The 16,964-nt window shown below is 65.3% G+C and carries 16 protein-coding genes; 4 read left to right on the top strand and 12 right to left on the bottom strand.

The annotated features are described in order from the left end of the window. Positions 1–27: 27 nt before the first annotated feature. The gene (locus ABWP89_RS14145; RefSeq protein WP_353230068.1) at positions 28–1,425 is read right to left on the bottom strand and encodes a methyl-accepting chemotaxis protein; all 1,398 of its coding nucleotides are present in this window, start codon (positions 1,423–1,425) and stop codon (positions 28–30) included. Between the two features lie 175 nt (positions 1,426–1,600). Here ABWP89_RS14145 and ABWP89_RS14150 point away from each other — a divergent pair, with 175 nt between their 5' ends. Continuing rightward, positions 1,601–2,875, top strand: coding sequence for an MFS transporter (locus ABWP89_RS14150; RefSeq protein ID WP_353230070.1), 1,275 nt, complete (start codon positions 1,601–1,603; stop codon positions 2,873–2,875). Here the strand turns inward: ABWP89_RS14150 and rsmD are convergent, their stop codons facing one another. Together rsmD and ABWP89_RS14160 are read right to left on the bottom strand one after the other, a co-directional pair. After that, a complete protein-coding gene (gene rsmD, locus ABWP89_RS14155; protein WP_353230071.1) occupies positions 2,876–3,421 on the bottom strand; it encodes a 16S rRNA (guanine(966)-N(2))-methyltransferase RsmD in 546 nt (181 codons plus the stop codon). It lies immediately after the preceding gene. Next, positions 3,418–4,257 carry a pseudouridine synthase gene (locus ABWP89_RS14160; protein ID WP_353230072.1) on the bottom strand — a complete coding sequence of 280 codons (840 nt, stop codon included), beginning with the start codon at positions 4,255–4,257 and terminating at the stop codon, positions 3,418–3,420. The genes rsmD and ABWP89_RS14160 overlap by 4 nt, the downstream gene beginning before the upstream one ends. A gap of 117 nt (positions 4,258–4,374) precedes the next feature. Between ABWP89_RS14160 and ABWP89_RS14165 the strand changes: the two genes are divergently transcribed. Continuing rightward, positions 4,375–6,042 carry an AmpG family muropeptide MFS transporter gene (locus ABWP89_RS14165; RefSeq protein ID WP_353230073.1) on the top strand — a complete coding sequence of 556 codons (1,668 nt, stop codon included), beginning with the start codon at positions 4,375–4,377 and terminating at the stop codon, positions 6,040–6,042. Positions 6,043–6,140: 98 nt separating this feature from the next. Here ABWP89_RS14165 and ABWP89_RS14170 read toward each other — a convergent pair whose 3' ends face one another. The 9 genes from ABWP89_RS14170 to purB all read right to left on the bottom strand — a co-directional run bounded on the left by ABWP89_RS14170 (position 6,141) and on the right by purB (position 14,147). Continuing rightward, on the bottom strand, positions 6,141–7,448 hold the full coding sequence (locus tag ABWP89_RS14170; RefSeq protein WP_353230074.1) for a bifunctional folylpolyglutamate synthase/dihydrofolate synthase: 1,308 nt from the start codon (positions 7,446–7,448) through the stop codon (positions 6,141–6,143). A gap of 16 nt (positions 7,449–7,464) precedes the next feature. Continuing rightward, on the bottom strand, positions 7,465–8,313 hold the full coding sequence (gene accD, locus ABWP89_RS14175) for an acetyl-CoA carboxylase, carboxyltransferase subunit beta (protein ID WP_353230075.1): 849 nt from the start codon (positions 8,311–8,313) through the stop codon (positions 7,465–7,467). Continuing rightward, on the bottom strand, positions 8,310–9,113 hold the full coding sequence (gene trpA, locus ABWP89_RS14180; RefSeq protein WP_353230076.1) for a tryptophan synthase subunit alpha: 804 nt from the start codon (positions 9,111–9,113) through the stop codon (positions 8,310–8,312). Before trpA ends, accD begins: the two co-directional genes overlap by 4 nt. Then, entirely contained in the window at positions 9,110–10,324 is a 1,215-nt protein-coding gene (gene trpB / locus ABWP89_RS14185) for a tryptophan synthase subunit beta (RefSeq protein WP_353230078.1), read from the bottom strand. Before trpB ends, trpA begins: the two co-directional genes overlap by 4 nt. Positions 10,325–10,509: 185 nt before the next feature. Next, positions 10,510–11,151, bottom strand: coding sequence for a phosphoribosylanthranilate isomerase (locus tag ABWP89_RS14190; RefSeq protein WP_353230079.1), 642 nt, complete (start codon positions 11,149–11,151; stop codon positions 10,510–10,512). 8 nt (positions 11,152–11,159) lie between these two features. Beyond that, positions 11,160–11,687: a GNAT family N-acetyltransferase gene (locus tag ABWP89_RS14195; RefSeq protein ID WP_353230081.1), complete on the bottom strand. Its 528-nt coding sequence runs from the start codon at positions 11,685–11,687 to the stop codon at positions 11,160–11,162. Positions 11,688–11,698: 11 nt separating this feature from the next. Further along, positions 11,699–12,373 (bottom strand): orotidine-5'-phosphate decarboxylase, encoded by a 675-nt coding sequence (gene pyrF / locus ABWP89_RS14200; protein ID WP_353230082.1) that lies wholly within the window; start codon positions 12,371–12,373, stop codon positions 11,699–11,701. A gap of 15 nt (positions 12,374–12,388) precedes the next feature. Then, on the bottom strand, positions 12,389–12,748 hold the full coding sequence (locus ABWP89_RS14205; protein WP_353230083.1) for a LapA family protein: 360 nt from the start codon (positions 12,746–12,748) through the stop codon (positions 12,389–12,391). 85 nt (positions 12,749–12,833) lie between these two features. After that, a complete protein-coding gene (gene purB / locus ABWP89_RS14210; protein WP_353230084.1) occupies positions 12,834–14,147 on the bottom strand; it encodes an adenylosuccinate lyase in 1,314 nt (437 codons plus the stop codon). A 151-nt stretch (positions 14,148–14,298) separates the two neighbouring features. On the opposite strand from purB, the gene ABWP89_RS14215 reads away from it, so the two are divergent. Both ABWP89_RS14215 and ABWP89_RS14220 read left to right on the top strand, forming a co-directional pair. Further along, the gene (locus ABWP89_RS14215; RefSeq protein ID WP_502915297.1) at positions 14,299–16,659 is read left to right on the top strand and encodes a TonB-dependent receptor; all 2,361 of its coding nucleotides are present in this window, start codon (positions 14,299–14,301) and stop codon (positions 16,657–16,659) included. A 73-nt stretch (positions 16,660–16,732) separates the two neighbouring features. Continuing rightward, on the top strand, positions 16,733–16,964 hold a 232-nt coding region (locus tag ABWP89_RS14220; protein WP_353230087.1), incomplete at its 3' end, for a hypothetical protein.

Below are 16,964 nucleotides of genomic sequence, written 5' to 3' on the forward strand. Positions count from 1 at the left end.
GGCCGGGCTAGGCAACCGTCAGCGCGGTTAAAACTCGCTCCAGTCGTCTTGCGGCAGCGATTTTATGGCCAGATTGCCGCGGTTGATGGCTGGCGCTCTGGTAGGCCGCTGGGGTGCAGCACTGGCCGGTTGTGCGGGGCGATGGCTGCGGCCGTCGTTCAGTTGGAATCGCGTGACATTGCCGGCCAAACGACCGGCTTCGTCGGCCAGGCTTTGCGCGGCGGCATTGCTCTGTTCGACCATTGCCGCGTTCTGCTGCGTCATGGTGTCCATCTGCTGTACCGTGGTCGATACCCCTGCCAGCATTTCCACTTGTTCCTGCGCGGCCTGGGCGATGCTCTGGATCAGGTCCGATACTTCGCCAACACGCGTCACGATCTGGCCCAGCGCCTTGCCGGTGGCGCCCACCAGCTCCACGCCCTGGCCAACATGCTGCCCGCTGGTGTTGATCAGGTTTTTGATTTCGCGCGCGGCATCGGCGCTGCGCTGCGCCAGCGCGCGCACTTCGTTGGCCACCACGGCAAAGCCCCGGCCCGATTCGCCGGCGCGCGCCGCCTCCACCCCGGCGTTGAGCGCCAGCAAGTTGGTCTGAAACGCGATGGCGTCGATCACGTTGATGATCTGGCTGATTTCCTGCGATGAAGTCTGGATCTTGGTCATCGCCGCAACCGCGTCTTCGACAATTTGCCCGCCGTTCGTGGCCTCACGATGCGCGGCGGCGATCGACTGGTTCACCTCGGTCACGCTGGCAGCGTTGCGCGCGACCAGCCCGGATACATTGCCCATGGCGCGGCTGGCATCCTGGATCGATGTCGCCTGCGCCTCGGTCCGGTTGGCCAGATCGTGCGAGGCGGAGCGGATTTCACCCGAAGCATTGGCGATCGATTGCGACGAATGCGAAACGACCGTCAGCGTATCCGCCAGTGAGGCAATCGCGCTGCTGAAATGGTCGCGCAACGGTTCGGCGCGGGCCGGCAAAGGTTCAGCCAGCACGGTGGTCAGGTCGCCATCGGCCAGCCGTGCCAGCGCGCTGGCCAGCGCGGTGACAACCTGTTCCTGGTCCAGAGCGGCAGCGTGGACAGCCTGCGCATTGGCGCGAAACACCATCATCGCCTGGGTCATGCGTCCCACACAGTCGGTATGGTCGGCAAACCGGATCGGACTTTCCAGATCACCCCGCGCCAATGCCTCCATCCGCACCACCGTCGCCACATAGGGGTCACAGATTTGCTGGCCGCTGGTCGCCACCGTCACCAGCACGCCCAGCAAAGCCGCGCCCGCGATCAGGCCGGGATAGAACGCCCCGCCACCCAGCCCGGCCCAGAGCGTCGCGGCCAGCGCGACCCCGGCCCATCCGCCGTGCACCACCATCAAAACCCGGAATTTCACCCGGATCGGGGCATATTGCCTGAACCATTCGATCATTGTTACGGGCCTTGTCCATGGCGCATGCGTTGGCGTTTTTTGCGCGTTGGGTCCGGCTTAGCCGCTGCAGGGTTGCAACTTTCAACCGCGCTCTTGCGCAAATTTACGGATGACTTAACGCTGATGATCGCAAATCCGGCGCCATAGCGTTTTCGGCAGAGGGTAGTGGGGGATCATGATCGCGCGGCAAATCCATCCGGTGCGTCAGCACGCGCGCATCCTGGCCGCCAGCCTGGTCGGCACGGCGGTCGAGTTTTATGATTTCTACATTTACGCGACCGCGGCCGCGCTGGTGATCGGGCCGCTGTTTTTCCCGGCGCAATCGCCCGCCGCGCGCACGCTGCTGGCGTTCATGACGTTTGGCCTGGCGTTTGTCGCACGCCCGGTCGGGGCGGTGGCGTTCGGGCATTTCGGTGATCGGGTCGGGCGCAAATCGACGCTGGTGGCATCGCTGCTGCTGATGGGCGCATCGACCTTTGCCATCGCCTTTCTGCCGACATACGCCATGGCCGGGCCGCTCGCGCCGGCGCTGTTGTGCCTGTTGCGGTTTGGCCAGGGTTTTGGCCTGGGCGGCGAATGGGGCGGGGCCAGCCTGCTGGCGGTGGAAAACGCGCCGCCCGGGTGGCAGGCGCGGTTTGGCGCCGCGCCGCAACTGGGCGCGCCGGTCGGTTTCCTGTTTGCCAACGGGCTGTTCCTGATCCTGTCGCTGACGCTGCCACCTGCTGCTTTTGCCGCGTGGGGCTGGCGCGTGCCGTTTCTGGCCAGCGCGCTGCTGGTCGGGGTCGGGCTGTGGGTGCGGCTGAAAATCGGGGAAACCGCGGTGTTTCGTGCCGCGATCGCGCATGTGCCGCCGCCGCGTGTGCCGATCGGGCAATTGCTGCGCTATCATGCCGGGGCGGTGGTGGCGGGCACCGCCGGGGTGGTCGCCTGCTTTGCGATCTTTTACCTTTCCACCACATTTGCGCTGTCATTCGCCACCAGCCACCTGGGCTATACCATGCAGGGTTTTCTGGCGGTGCAACTGGTCGCCAATTTTGCGCTGGCCGTGGGCATCGTGCTGGCCGGCTATTGGGCCGACCAGACCAGCCCGGCGCGCGTGCTGGCGATCGGTGCCGCGCTGACCATGGTGGTCGGGCTGGTGTTCGGCAGCGGGCTGGCATCGGGATCGGTGCCGCTGGTGCTGGCCACGCTGGCGGGCGCGCTGCTGGTGATGGGGCTGGCCTATGGCCCGCTGGGCGCCTGGCTGCCGACGCTGTATCCGACCGGCGTGCGCTATACCGGTATATCCATCGCGTTCAATTGCGGCGGCATCCTGGGCGGGGCATGCGCACCGTTCGTGGCCAGCTGGCTGGCGCTCGCGGGCGGGGTTGCCTATGTCGGGCTGTTCCTGACGCTGGCGGGCGCAGTGACGCTGACAGGGGTGCTGCTCGCCCCCAAACAACGCATGTGATCAGGGTGTTACACGCAGTAGCGTGATTTTTGCCTTGCCCACCTTGCGTTCCACATCGATCGTGCAACCGGTGATCTCGATCGCTTCGTCCAGTGCGGTTTCCAGGCTGATCCAGGTTGCCGGGCCGATCCAGCCCAACCGGGTCAGCTTGTCGATCGCCACCACGCCCGCGCCGCTGCGATAGGGCGGGTCCATCAGCACCAGATCAAACGCGCTGCGCGCCGGCCCCAGCGCCAGCACCGATCCTGCGCGCACCGTGGCGCGCGCACCGGCATCCAGACTGGTGATATTGGTGCGGATCGCGGCCAGTGCTTTCGCGTCGCTTTCCACCAGCAGCGCGCTGCCCGCGCCGCGCGACAGGGCCTCCAGCCCCAGCGCGCCCGACCCGGCAAACAGATCGCCCACCGCCAGCCCGGAAAAATCGCCCAGCCGGCTGACCAGCATCGAAAACAGCGTTTCGCGGGTGCGATCGGCGGTGGGCCGGGTGGTATCGCCGACCGGCGCAATCAGCTTTCGGCCGCGCCAGTCGCCGGCAATGATCCTCATAGTTTCAGCGCTTTGCGGAAGGTTTCGACATCGTTCTGGCGCACTTCGACCGCGGCCCCGCGTGGCAGGTCGCCCAGCGGAAATGGGCCATAGGCGGTGCGGATCAGCCGCGACACTTGCAGCCCCAGGTGTTCCAGCACGCGGCGCACTTCGCGGTTCTTGCCCTCGGTCAGCGTCATTTCCACCCACTGGTTGCGCCCGGTACGGCGTTCCATGTTGGCGTTGATCGAACCATAGCGCACGCCCTCGATCTCGATCCCTTCGCTCAGGTCCTCCAGCCGCGACTGGCTGATGTCGCCAAAGGTGCGCGCACGATAGGTGCGCGGGATGCCCGATGCCGGCAGTTCCATCGCCCGTTTCAATTCGCCATCGTTGGTCAGCAACAGCAGGCCTTCGGTGCTGAGGTCTAGCCGCCCGACCGGCATCATCCGCGGCGTGCCCTTTGGCAGGGCGTTGACCAGCGCGTTATAGATCGTCGGTCGTCCGGCCGGATCGCGCTCGGCGGTGATCAGACCTTCGGGCTTGTGAAAGCGGAACAGTCGCGCCGGGGCGGCGGCGGCCACCATCTTGCCATCGACGCTGACCCCGCGCAGGTTTTTCAGCACGGTGGCGGGCGTGGTCACCACTTCATCGTTCAGCCGCACGCGGCCTTCGCCGATCAGGCGTTCCACCTCTCGCCGGCTGGCGATCCCGGCGCGCGCCAGCAGCTTGGCGATGCGTTCGCCTTCACGCGGGGGCGCATCCGGATTGACGGTGACGGGCGTGGTGGCACGCGGGGCATGGATAGCGGCGGGCCGTCGCGGCGGGCTGCTACCGGGTTTCAAAGGGCGAGACATCGCGCGCCCATACGCTGATCGCGGGCTTGCGTCACCCCCTTCATCAATTGGGGCTGGCACCCGCCCCGATCGCGGTTAGGGATGGACCGCAGCATTCGCACAACGCACAAGGTGGCCATGGTCCAGCAACAGAGCATTCCGGCGGCAAAGCCCGTGCAACATCCGCGCGGGTTGCGCGTGCTGGGCGTGGCGCTGCGCAGCCGCAAGGCGGGAACGATGCTGGCGCTGGGGTTTTCATCGGGGCTGCCTTATGCGCTGCTGATCGGCACGCTGAATGCGTGGCTGGGTGATCGCCATGTGGCGATGGCGACGATCGGCGTGCTGGCCTGGATTGGCCTGGCGTACAGTTTCAAATTCCTGTGGTCGCCCGTGGTGGACCGGCTCAGCCTGCCGGTGATCGGCGCGCTGGGGCGGCGCAAGGGATGGATTCTGGCGTGCCAGATCACGCTGGTAGGGGCCTTGGCGGGGTTGGCGCTGACCGACCCGGTCGCGGCGCTGGGCCGGTTTGCGCTGATCGCGCTGATCGCGGCGCTGGCATCGGCGACGCAGGACGTGGCGATCGACGCGTGGCGGATCGACGTGGCGGATGAGGTGGTGCCGGTCGAATTGCTGTCGTCGCTGTACCAGTTCGGTTACCGTCTGGCGGCGCTGATTGGCGGCGCGTTTGCGCTGATCCTGGCGGCGCGGCTGCCCTGGCCTACGGTCTATGGCATTATGGCCGGGCTGATCGCGGTGGTGGCGCTGATCACGCTGGGCGCGCCCGACACGCCGCGCCCGTCCAGCGCGGCCGACGATGCCATGGTCGATCAGCCCGCTCCGCTGCTGCGCGCCGGGGCGCTGGTGGTGGTCGCATTGGGCTGGGGCTGGGCGATCGGCAGCATCGGCCTGTTCATGGCGGCGATGCTGTCACCCGCGATGCCGGGCGTAACGCGGCCATCGGTGGGCGATTTTACCCGCAGCCACGCGCCCTTGATCGTGCTGGCCACCGTTGGCCTGCCGCTGCTGGTTGCCGCGCTGACCAACCGCGCACGCCGGCATGACGGGGCATCGCACAAAGGCCCGGTGCTGGCGATTGATCACCTGTGGCTGGCGCTGGTCGCGCCGCTGGCAGAACTGTCGGCGCGGCTGGGCTGGCGCGTGCTGGTGATGATCGGGATGATCCTGACGTATACCCTGTGCTACAATGTCTGGGGCAGTTTTGCCCTGCCGTTCTATCTGGATTTCCTGCATTATTCAAAGGACCAGGTGGGGGTCGCCTCAAAGATTTTTGGCATTTTCATGACCATGGCGGGCATTGCGCTGGGCGGTGTGCTGTTCGTGCGGCTGGGGCGCATGCCGACCATCCTGATCGGTGCGGTGCTGCCGATGCTGGGCAATTTCGTCTATGCCGATCTGGCCGACGGGGCGGCGCATATCGACGCCTTTGCCAATGCCACCGGGCTGTCGGTGGTGGGTGCCACGGTCGGTATCGATGCGCACCTGCTGCGGTTGTATGTCGTCATCAGCGTTGAAAACATCGCCACCGGCATCGCCGGGGCGGCGTTCGTCGCCTATCTGTCGGGCCAGGTCAGTCGCAGCCATACGGCGGTGCAATATGCGCTGCTGTCGTCGATGACTTTCCTGATCGGATCGCTGGGCAAGGGCATTGCCGGCGAAACGATTGACCATCTGGGCTATGCCACCATGTTCCGCTGGACCGCTGCGGCCGGGCTGGTGGCGGTCGGCTTCGTCCTGCTGGAATGGGCCACGATGCGGCGCGCAGCGCCACAGATTCGGCAGGAATAAAACTTTACACAATGTCCGTTCGTGCTGAGCCTGTCGAAGCACAAACGGACATTGGGCATGGTTGCGCTGGTAAATTGGGCACTGCGGCCGAACAGGCCTTAGTCGGGAATTTCGTCATTCCGGCTTAGCACATCGCCGGCCAGATAGAGCGAACCGGTGATCAGCACATCGCCGCCCGGTGGCAACGCCGCCAGCGCGGCGGCCACATCGGGCGCGGCTGATACCGGCACCGCGCTGAACGGGGCAAAGGCATCGGCGTGGTGCGCAGCGTGGCCGGGGGCGGGCACGATGGTGACTGACAGCACGCCATTGCCCAGCGGGCGCAGGATCGCGCCAGGGTCTTTGCTGGTCAGCATGCCGATGATCACGTGCACCGGCGGCTGACCGGCCAGGTGCTGTGCGATCGCCAGGCCGGCATCGGGGTTGTGCCCGCCATCCAGCCAAACGGTGCGCGGGCCGGCCAGCATGGTCAGCGGGCCGGGTGCCAGCCGTTGCAGCCGCGCGGGCCAGCGCGCGGCGACAATTCCGCGCGCCATCGCCTCGGGCGAAACCGTAACTGTGTTCTGATGCCGCAGCATCGCCACCGCCAGCGCGGCATTGTCGGCCTGGTGCGTGCCGGGCAGCGTGGGCAGGGGCAGCGTCAGCGTTCCACGCCCGTCGTGATAGGCAATGGTGTCGGTCATAGTGGCGTGCCATTGGTGGCCGCGCATGACCAGCGGCGCCCCGCGCGTGGCGGCTGTGGCGATGACTGCGGCGGCCGCCACGTCGGGATAAGCCTGCGTCACCAGCGGTACGCCCGGTTTGCCGATCGACGCCTTTTCAAACGCGATGCGCGCCAGCGGCGCCTGCGGCACGTTGTCTTCGGGTACCAGCAGAAACGCCTCGTGATCGATGCCCAGCGTGGCGATGCCGCAGACCGCGGGCGCGCCCAGCACATTGGTGGCATCGTGCCGCCCGCCCAGCCCGGTTTCGATCACGCAGGCGTCGGCCGGCACGCGGGCAAAACCCATGAACATCGCCGCCGTGGTCACTTCGAAAAAGCTGGGGGCCAGGTCTTCGCCCGCATCCAGCGCCTCGGCCAGCAGCGCGGCCAGCAGGGCATCGTCGATCAGCCGTCCGGCCAGCCGGATGCGTTCGTTGTACCGCACCAGATGCGGCTTGGTGGCGGTGTGCACGATCAGGCCCTGCGCCTCCAGCATGGCGCGCAGAAAGGTGCAGGTCGATCCCTTGCCATTGGTGCCCGCGACATGGAACACCGGCGGCATGTGGTCATGCGGATTGCCCAGCCGCGCCAGCAGCGTGCGCACGGTGTCCAGCCCCAGCCGGCCTTGCGGCACTGACAACTGCCCCAGCCGGTCAAGCTGTGCCTGCACCGCCGGGTCATCGGAAATGGCAAAGTCCTTCACGCCCGAAACCGTCGGTTCAGGCGGCCCGCGCGGCGGTCAGGTAATCGATCAGGTTGGCCAGCGTCGCCTTCATTTCGTGGCGGTGGACAACCATGTCGATCATGCCGTGGTCATACAGGTATTCCGCGCGCTGGAACCCGGGGGGCAGCTTTTCACGGATGGTGTCCTGGATCACGCGTTGCCCGGCAAAACCGATCAGCGCGCCCGGTTCGGCAATCTGGATATCGCCCAGCATGGCATAGCTGGCGGTTACCCCGCCGGTGGTCGGATCGGTCAGCAGCACGATATAAGGAAGCCCCGCCGCGTGCAGCCGGCTGATCGCCACGGTGGTGCGCGGCATCTGCATCAGCGACAGGATGCCTTCCTGCATGCGCGCGCCGCCGGCCGCGGTTACCGCGACATAGGCACACTTTTCGCGGATCGCGAGTTCAACCCCGGCGACAAAGGCATTGCCCACCGCCATGCCCATCGATCCGCCCATGAACCCGAAATCCTGCACACCGACCACCGCCGGCTTGCCATCGATCGTGCCATAGGCATTGGTATAGGCATCGTTGTGCTGGTTGGCGCTGCGCGCCGCCCTGATGCGGTCGGCATAGCGTTTGGTATCGCGGAATTTCAGCGGGTCTTCGCGCACCACCGGCGCGGGCATCAGCGCATACCCTGCGTCCATCAACTGATCCAGCCGCACATCGGTGCCGATCCGGCCATGGTGTCCACAGCGCGGACAGACCGACAGATTGTCGGTATAATCCTTGATGAACAGCATTTCGCTGCACCCCGGGCATTTGATCCACAGGGTGTCGGTGGTGTCGCGCTTTTGAATGAACGACAGCGAATTGCGAACCTTTGACAGCCAGCTCATGCCGGAACACTCCGCGCTTCATGGACGGCCTGCGCCAATTGCGCGACCAGCGCACGCACCGGTTCGGCCGCAGCCGCGCCGTGGGTGGCAACCAGGTCGACAATCGCCGATCCCACCACCACGCCATCGGCGACGCGCGCGATCGGCCCGGCCTGTTCGGGGGTGCGCACGCCAAACCCGACCGCGATCGGCAGATCGGTGGTGGCCTTCAACCGCGCGACCGCGTTCTCGATCGAGGTCAGCGCCGCCGATTGTTTGCCGGTGATGCCCGCCACTGACACATAATACACGAACCCCGATGAACCGTTCAGCACCACCGGCAGCCGCGCGGCATCGGTGGTCGGCGTCGCCAGCCGGATCAGGCTAAGGCCATGCGCACGCAGGGCGGGGCCCAGCTCGGCATCCTCTTCGGGTGGAATATCGACACAGATCACGCCATCGACGCCCGCAGCGGCGGCGGCATCGGCAAACCATTCGGGGCCACGGATGGTCATCGGGTTGGCATAGCCCATCAGCACCAGCGGCACTTGCGGATGGCGCGCACGAAACCCGGTGGCAATGTTCAGGATCGCCGCGGTGGTCGTGCCCGCACCCAGGCTGCGCAGATTGGCGGCCTGGATCGCCGGGCCGTCGGCCATCGGATCGGTAAACGGCATGCCCAGTTCGATCACATCGGCGCCGCCCGCCACCAGCGCGTCCAGGATCGCCGGGGTGGCCGCAGGCGTGGGATCGCCGGCGGTCACAAAGCACACCAGCGCCGGATGCCCTTTGGCAAAGGCGGCTGCCAGCCGCGCGCTCACAGGGTCACCCCCAGGTGTCCGGCGACGGTAAAAATGTCCTTGTCACCACGCCCGCACAGATTGGCCAGGATGATGGTATCCTTTGGCAATGTCGGCGCGATTTTCTGCACGGCGGCAATCGCGTGCGCGGGTTCCAGCGCGGGAATGATCCCTTCGGTCCGGCACAGCAGCTGAAATGCGCCCAGCGCCTCATCATCGGTCACCGAGGTGTAATCGACCCGGCCGTTTTCCTTCAGCCAGGCGTGTTCGGGGCCGATACCGGGGTAATCCAGCCCGGCGCTGATCGAATGGCCTTCGATGATCTGGCCATCGGCGTCCTGCAACAGATAGGTCTTGTTGCCGTGTAGAATGCCCGGGCGTCCGCCCGCCAGGCTGGCCGCGTGATCCTTGTCCAGGCCATACCCTGCGGCCTCAACCCCCAGCATCTTCACCGATGGATCATCCAGGAACGGGTGGAACAGCCCGATCGCGTTTGATCCGCCGCCAATCGCCGCCACCAGCAGATCGGGCAGGCGGCCGGTGCGCGACAGCATCTGCGCGCGCGCTTCACGCCCGATCACGCTTTGAAAATCGCGCACCAGTTCGGGATAGGGGTGCGGGCCGGCGGCGGTGCCGATAATGTAGAACGTGTCTTCGACATTGGCGACCCAGTCGCGCAGCGCCTCGTTCATCGCGTCTTTCAGCGTTTTGGCGCCAGCCTGCACCGGGATCACCTCTGCGCCCAGCAGTTTCATGCGGAACACGTTGGGCGCCTGCCGCTCAACATCGGTCGCGCCCATATAGATCACGCAAGGCAGGCCGAATCGCGCGCAAACGGTGGCGGTGGCCACGCCGTGCTGGCCCGCGCCGGTTTCGGCAATGATGCGGGTCTTGCCCATGCGCATCGCCAGCAGGATCTGCCCGATGCAATTGTTGATCTTGTGCGCGCCGGTATGATTCAGCTCGTCGCGCTTGAACCAGATCTGCGCGCCACCCAGCTCTTCGGTCAGGCGCGGCGCGAAATAGAGCGGGCTGGGGCGGCCGACATAATGTTCGAGCAGATCGTCGAATTCGGCCTGGAATGCCGGATCTTCCTTGGCGCGGCGATACTCCGCCTCAAGATCCAGCACCAGTGGCATCAGCGTTTCGGCGACATAGCGCCCGCCAAACTGACCGAAATGGCCGCGTTCATCGGGTTGGTTGCGGAAACTGTTGGGGTTTTGAGTGGTCATGCGCTGATGCTTTACTGAAGCCCGGCAAATTGTCCAGATGGCCGCAAACGGCATGCCCCATTAGCCGCCAGACCGCTTCAGGAGCGCGCCGGTCGGCCCATTCAGCTCCGCGAAAGCAGCAACTGCCTAGGCGGAGTCTGCCACGTCGTGAAGGCGGCTCCGTTTCGGCGGGGCCGCCTTTATCGTTATCCGCGCGCGGCCGCGCAGAACGCCGCGATCCGGCCTGCATCTTTTACGCCAGGCGCAGATTCCACACCCGATGATACATCGACCGCGGGCGCGCCGGTCACTGCGATGGCCTCGGCCACGTTGTCGGGGTCCAGACCGCCGGCCAGCATCCACGGCAGCGCCGGCCGCACACCCTTCAACACCGACCAGTCGATGCGCAGGCCGTTACCGCCGGGCAAGTCGGCACCGGCGGGCGGCTTGGCATCAAACAGCACGCGTGTTGCCGCGCCGGCAAAGGCATCGGCGGCGGCGACATCATCGCGGCTTTTGACGCCGATTGCCTTCCACACCGAAATGCCGTGGTGCGCGGCAATCGCGGCCACTTGCGCCGGGTTTTCGCGCCCATGCAGCTGGATATGGTCCAGCCCGACGGTGGCGATCACGCTGGCCAGAAAATCAGGCTCCGGATCAACCAGCAGGCCGACCACGCCCACCCGACCGGCGGCGTATGCCGCCAGTTGGGCTGCGAAAGCCGGTTCGACATGGCGCGGGCTCTTGGCGAAAAACACCAGCCCGATGAAATCGGCGCGCGCGGCAATGGCGGCATCCATCGCGGCCATGCTGTTGATGCCGCAGATCTTGATCAGGGGGGCGGGCATGGTTTGCGTCAAGCCAGATCGCGGGTCAGCACGACCATCGCAAAGGGATGGTCGCCCGGCACCGGAAACGGGCGCACTTCGCCGCTGTCGCGATAGCCGCGCCGCTGGTACCACGCGATCACGTCTGCACGCCGGTCGATCACGGTCATTTCCATCGTCTGCGCGCCGAATTCGCGCTGTGCCGCCTGTTCGGCAGCGGCGATCAGCGCGCTGCCGATGCCGCCGGCCTGGCAGGCCGGATCGACGCACAACATGCCCAGATAGGAAAGCGATCCGCCGCAATCGGTGATGGTGACCGTGCCGATCAACACGTTGTCGTGATACCCCAGCAGCACGCGCGATGCCGGATCGGCGATGGTGGCGGTCAGATCGGCGTGCGTCGTGCGTTCATCGTCCAGCAGATCGGCCTCATGCGTCCAGCCGGTTCGCGCGCTGTCACCGCGATAGGCGCGTTCGACCAGCGCCCGCAGCGTGGGCACGTTGTCTGCCGTGGCGTAGCGCACGGTCAGGCCTGTCAGGGTCGTGCCGGTCGTCATCATGGCACCGGTTACAGCGTGCCTTCGATCGCACGGGCGGCGGCCACCGGTTCTTCGGCATGGCTGATCGGACGGCCGATCACCAGCACGCTGGCCCCGGCATCGCGCGCGGCGCGCGGGCTGACCGTGCGTTTCTGATCGGCGGCCACGCCATTGCCGGGGCGCAGGCCGGGCACCACCAGATAGCCGTGCTTCCACCGCTTGTGCACCGCGGCCACTTCGTGGCCAGAACAGACGATACCGTCCAGCCCGGCCTCTTGCGCCAGATCGGCCAGGCGCAGCGCCTGATCATAGGCACTGCCGCCCACGCCGATCGCCGCCATGTCATCATCATCCAGGCTGGTCAGCACGGTCACCGCGACCACACGGGTGTTTTCGCCTGCAGCGGCCTTGGCATCCTCCATCATCGCGCGCCCGCCGGCGGCATGGACGGTGACGATCGCCGGTTGCAGCACGTGGATGGCCTGCATTGCGCCGGCCACGGTATTGGGAATGTCGTGCAATTTCAGATCGAGAAAGATCGGCAGGCCGATTTTGGCGATTTCATGCACACCGTGCTGGCCATGCGCGCAAAAAAATTCCAACCCCAGTTTCAGCCCGCCCACATGCGCGCGCACTTTGGTGGCCAGCGCGATTGCCGCATCGAGCCGGGGCAGATCGAGCGCGAGGTAGATCGGGTTGCTCACTGGTTCAATCGTCCTTCAGATGGGATCGTGGTTTGGCATGGCAGACAGATCGACGGTGCGGCGGGCGTCATCGGCGGCCCGCGCCTGAGCGTTCGACTGAGCGTTCGACTGTGCGTTCGTCATGGCGATGGTCTGCGTCGCCAATGTCGCCTCCAGCGCGGCAATCCGGCGGTTCAGCCGCCATTGCGTCGCGCGGTTGATCAGCGATGTCGGCACAAACCCGATCAGCAAGGCGCCGATCACCAGCGCCGATGCCTTCGTCTCCCAGATCAGACCCGGCCAGATATGCACCGCAATCGGATCAGGATTGGCATAAGTAAACGCAAACAGCACCACCACCAGCAGCACCACCCACCCGATTTTCAACCCGCGCATGACAGTCCCCTTATGAAAAGAGATGCCCCCCTACACCCCGTAGATCATCGCGGGGCGTTCAGGGAAGCGGTTTTCGCCGATGACGTCATTCACCAAAGACGCGGGCAAACATCGTGTCGATCGCCTTGAAATGGTAATCCAGGTTGAACTTGTCCTCGATCTGCGCGGGGCTGAGTGCCGCGCTGACCTCCGGATCGGCCTTCAGCAGTTCGAGCAGCGACAGCTGACCATCGGATTCCCACACTTTCATGGCATTGCGCTGGACCAGCCGATAGGCATCGTCGCGCGACAATCCCGCCTGCGTCAGCGCCAGCAACACGCGTTGCGAATGGACCAGGCCGCCCATGCGATCCAGGTTCTTCTGCATGCGTTCGGGATAGACCACCAGCTTGTCGATCACGCCGGTCAGCCGCGCCAGCGCAAAATCCAGCGTGATGGTGGCATCCGGGCCGATGAAGCGTTCCACCGATGAATGCGAAATGTCGCGTTCGTGCCACAGCGCCACGTTTTCCAGCGCCGGGGTCACTGCCGATCGCACCACGCGTGCCAGCCCGGTCAGGTTTTCGGTCAGCACCGGGTTGCGCTTGTGCGGCATGGCTGAAGAGCCTTTTTGCCCGGGCGAAAAATACTCCTCCGCCTCCAGCACTTCGGTGCGTTGCAGATGGCGCACTTCGATCGCCACGCGCTCGATCGAGCTGGCAACCACGCCCAAAGTGGCAAAGAACATCGCATGGCGGTCGCGCGGGATGACTTGCGTCGACACCGGCTCCACCGCCAGGCCCAGCGCCTGCGCCACATGCTCTTCAACCGCCGGGTCGATATTGGCAAAGGTGCCGACCGCGCCCGAAATCGCACAAGTTGCGATTTCGGCGCGCGCCGCCACCAGCCGCGCGCGGTTGCGCGTGAATTCGGCATAGGCCTCGGCCAGTTTCTTGCCAAACGTGGTCGGTTCGGCGTGGATGCCATGGCTGCGGCCGATCGTCGGCGTGTGCTTGTGTTCATAGGCGCGGCGCTTGATCGCGGCCAGCAGCGCATCGATATCGGCAATCAGCAGGTCGGCCGCACGCGCCAGCTGCACGCTCAACGTGGTGTCCAGCACGTCGGAACTGGTCATGCCCTGGTGCATGAAGCGCGCCTCTGGCCCCACTTGCGCGGCAACCCAGTCAAGGAACGCGATCACGTCGTGTTTGGTCACCGCCTCGATCGCGTCGATCGCGGGCACATCGATCACCGGATCGGTCGCCCACCACGACCACAACGCCTTGGCCGCGCTGTCTGGCACCACGCCCAGCTCGGCCAGTTTGTCGGTCGCGTGCGCTTCGATTTCAAACCAGATGCGATAGCGCGCCTGGGCGTCCCAGATCGCGGTCATCTGCGGGCGGGCATAACGGGGGACCATGGGCAGCCTGTCAATTTGGATGATGATGCCCCGCCGCTAGGGGCTGGGGTGGGGAAAGGCAAGTCTGGCCAAACATCGATGGTTGCCTCCGCCGTTCGAGCTATATACATAGGAATATAGGACGAACGGGAATGTCGGGGGCTGTTTGCATATGCACAGGGGTTTGACGGGGCTGCTGGCCGGATCGGCGATGGTTTTGGCAATGGGGACAACGTCCCGCGCTGCTGACGCATCCCCCACGCCCGATGCCGGCGGTGCCGCATCGATCGTGGTGACCGCGCGCCAGCGGCCAGAGGACGCGCAAACGGTGCCGGCCGCGCTGTCGGTGGTGGGCGGCGCCGCGCTCGACCGCAGCTATACCGTCAACACCCAGGGTCTGGCGGTGCTGGTGCCGGCGCACAACTACAGCTCGGCCAATCCGCGCAACACCGCGTTTACGTTGCGCGGGTTGGGGTCGAGCGTGGTCGCGGTCAGCCAGTCCAACGACGGGCTGGAAAGCGGCGTCGGCTTTTATGTTGATGGCGTCTATCACGCGCGCCCGGCCACCGCGGCGTTCGATTTTTCCGATATCGACCGGATCGAAGTGCTGCGCGGGCCACAGGGCACATTGTTTGGCAAGAACACCACTGCGGGCGCAATCAACGTGATTTCGCGCGCGCCCGAATTCACCCCCTCGGCCAGCCAGGAGCTGAGCTATGGGGATCGCAACTGGCTGCAAGTGCGGGCCAGCGCCACCGCGCCGCTGGTGGCGGACCGGCTGGCCTTTCGCCTGTCCGGCGCGATCACCCGGCGCGATGGCGTGATCCATAATGTCACCAGCGGCGCGGACCTGAACGGCGTGGGCACGCAGGCGGTGCGCGGGCAATTGCTGTTTCAGCCCGATGCCGCCGTGCGCGTGCGGGTGATTGCCGATTTCACCAATTTCGATGCCAGCTGCTGCACGCAGGTATTCCTGCGCGTCGGCACATCGCTGCGCGCAGCATCAAAACAGTATCCGGCGCTGGCCGCCGCCGCGCACTATGCCCCGCCCAGCACCAATCCCTATGACCGGCTGACCGACATCGATGCCCCGGTCAATTCGCGCACCAACGAAGGCGGCGTGTCGGTTAATACCGACTGGAACCTGGGCGCGGCGACCGTGACCGCGATCAGCGCGTGGCGATTCTGGAACTGGGATGCGGCCAATGACCGCGATTATACCGGGCTGCCGATCCAGTTGGTGCAGCATATCCCGTCGCGGCAGGATCAGCTGAGCCAGGAACTGCGCATCGCATCGAACGGCGATCATCGGCTGACGTATGTTGCCGGGCTCTATTATTTCCACCAGGTGCTGACCGGGCATCCGATCTCGATCTATGGCCCCTATGGCGCGCCGTGGCTGCTGGGCAAGACCACCGGCGCCAATGCCACGCCGGTGCCGGCCAATTTGCTCGACGGTTATGGCACGACCGGTGACACGCGGCTTTCCACCGACAGCTATGCCGCCTTTGCCGAAGTGAACTGGCATATTCTGCCCGGCCTGACCGCTACTGGCGGCGCGCGCTATACCCGCGAAGTCAAGGACGGCGCCTATGCCACCAGTGTGTCGGGCGGTTTGACCACCGCCAGCGCCGCGCTGAATGCCGCCAAACTGTCGATCCTGCGCCCGCAAAGCTATACCGCGCACGCGGTGGAGGGTAGCGCATCAGGCCGCGCCAACCTGGCCTGGCAGATCACGCACAGCACCATGGGCTATGTCAGTTGGGCGCGCGGTTTCAAATCGGGCGGGATCAACATGTCGGGCCTGCCGCTGGATGCCGGCAACAACCCGGTGCTGGCCACCGCAGTGGTGCGCCCCGAACGCCATGACGCGTGGGAACTGGGGGTAAAGACCCGATTGTTTGCCGACCGGCTGACCGTCAACGCCGATCTGTTTCAGACCAAAGTGCATGATTTTCAATCGACGATTGTCGACAGCAGCCAGACGGTCGCGCTGCGCGGCTATCTCGCCAATATTCCCGAGGTGACGGTCAAGGGCGTGGAGGCCGACGCCGCGCTGCACCTGGGCGGGCTGACGCTCACCGGATCGCTGGCCTATGCCGATGGCGTCAACACCAGCTATCCCGCCGGTCCATGCCCGCTGGAATTGCAGACCGCGACGACGGCGTCATGCAACCTGACCGGCAAATCATTGGTTGGCCTGCCAAAGTGGTCGGAATCGCTGGGCGCTGATTACACCCTGCCAATGCGCGGCGGCAGCGCCATCGTCCTGCACAGCGATACCGTCTGGCGCAGCAGCTATAACGGTGATCCCACGCTGTCGCAGTACACGCAGATCGACGGCTACAGCCTGACCAACGTCAGCGTGGGCTGGCGATCGCCGCACGGCTGGGAAGTGGCAGTGTTTGCCAGCAACCTGTTCAACGCCAACTATATCCAGAACCTGACCGTGCAGGCCGGCAATTCGGGGCTGATCCTGGGCACGCCCAGCATCCCGCGTATTATCGGAGTTACGTTCCGCGCGAAGGAATAAGCGCATAATTGCTACCGACATTGTGAATCAAAAAACAATCCGTTCGTGCTGAGCTTGTCGCAGCACACACGGGATGTTTGAATTTGCGCGCTTTTTACCTGCTTGTGGGCAACCGTTGGCGCGTGTGCTTCAACAGGCTCAGCTCGAACGGGTCCAGGCAGCGTTGACAAATTCCAGCCAGACGTTGAAAGCAGCTTACGGCTTTGCGGAGATCAAAACCTGCGTGTCGGCACACGCCCCAATTGCGGCCTTATACCAACGAGCGGTGAAGCTGACTCACGGTGGGGATTCCCAAGCGGCTGATT

The sequence above is a fragment of the Novosphingobium sp. genome, from assembly GCF_040398825.1.
In the GTDB taxonomy this organism is placed as follows: domain Bacteria; phylum Pseudomonadota; class Alphaproteobacteria; order Sphingomonadales; family Sphingomonadaceae; genus Novosphingobium.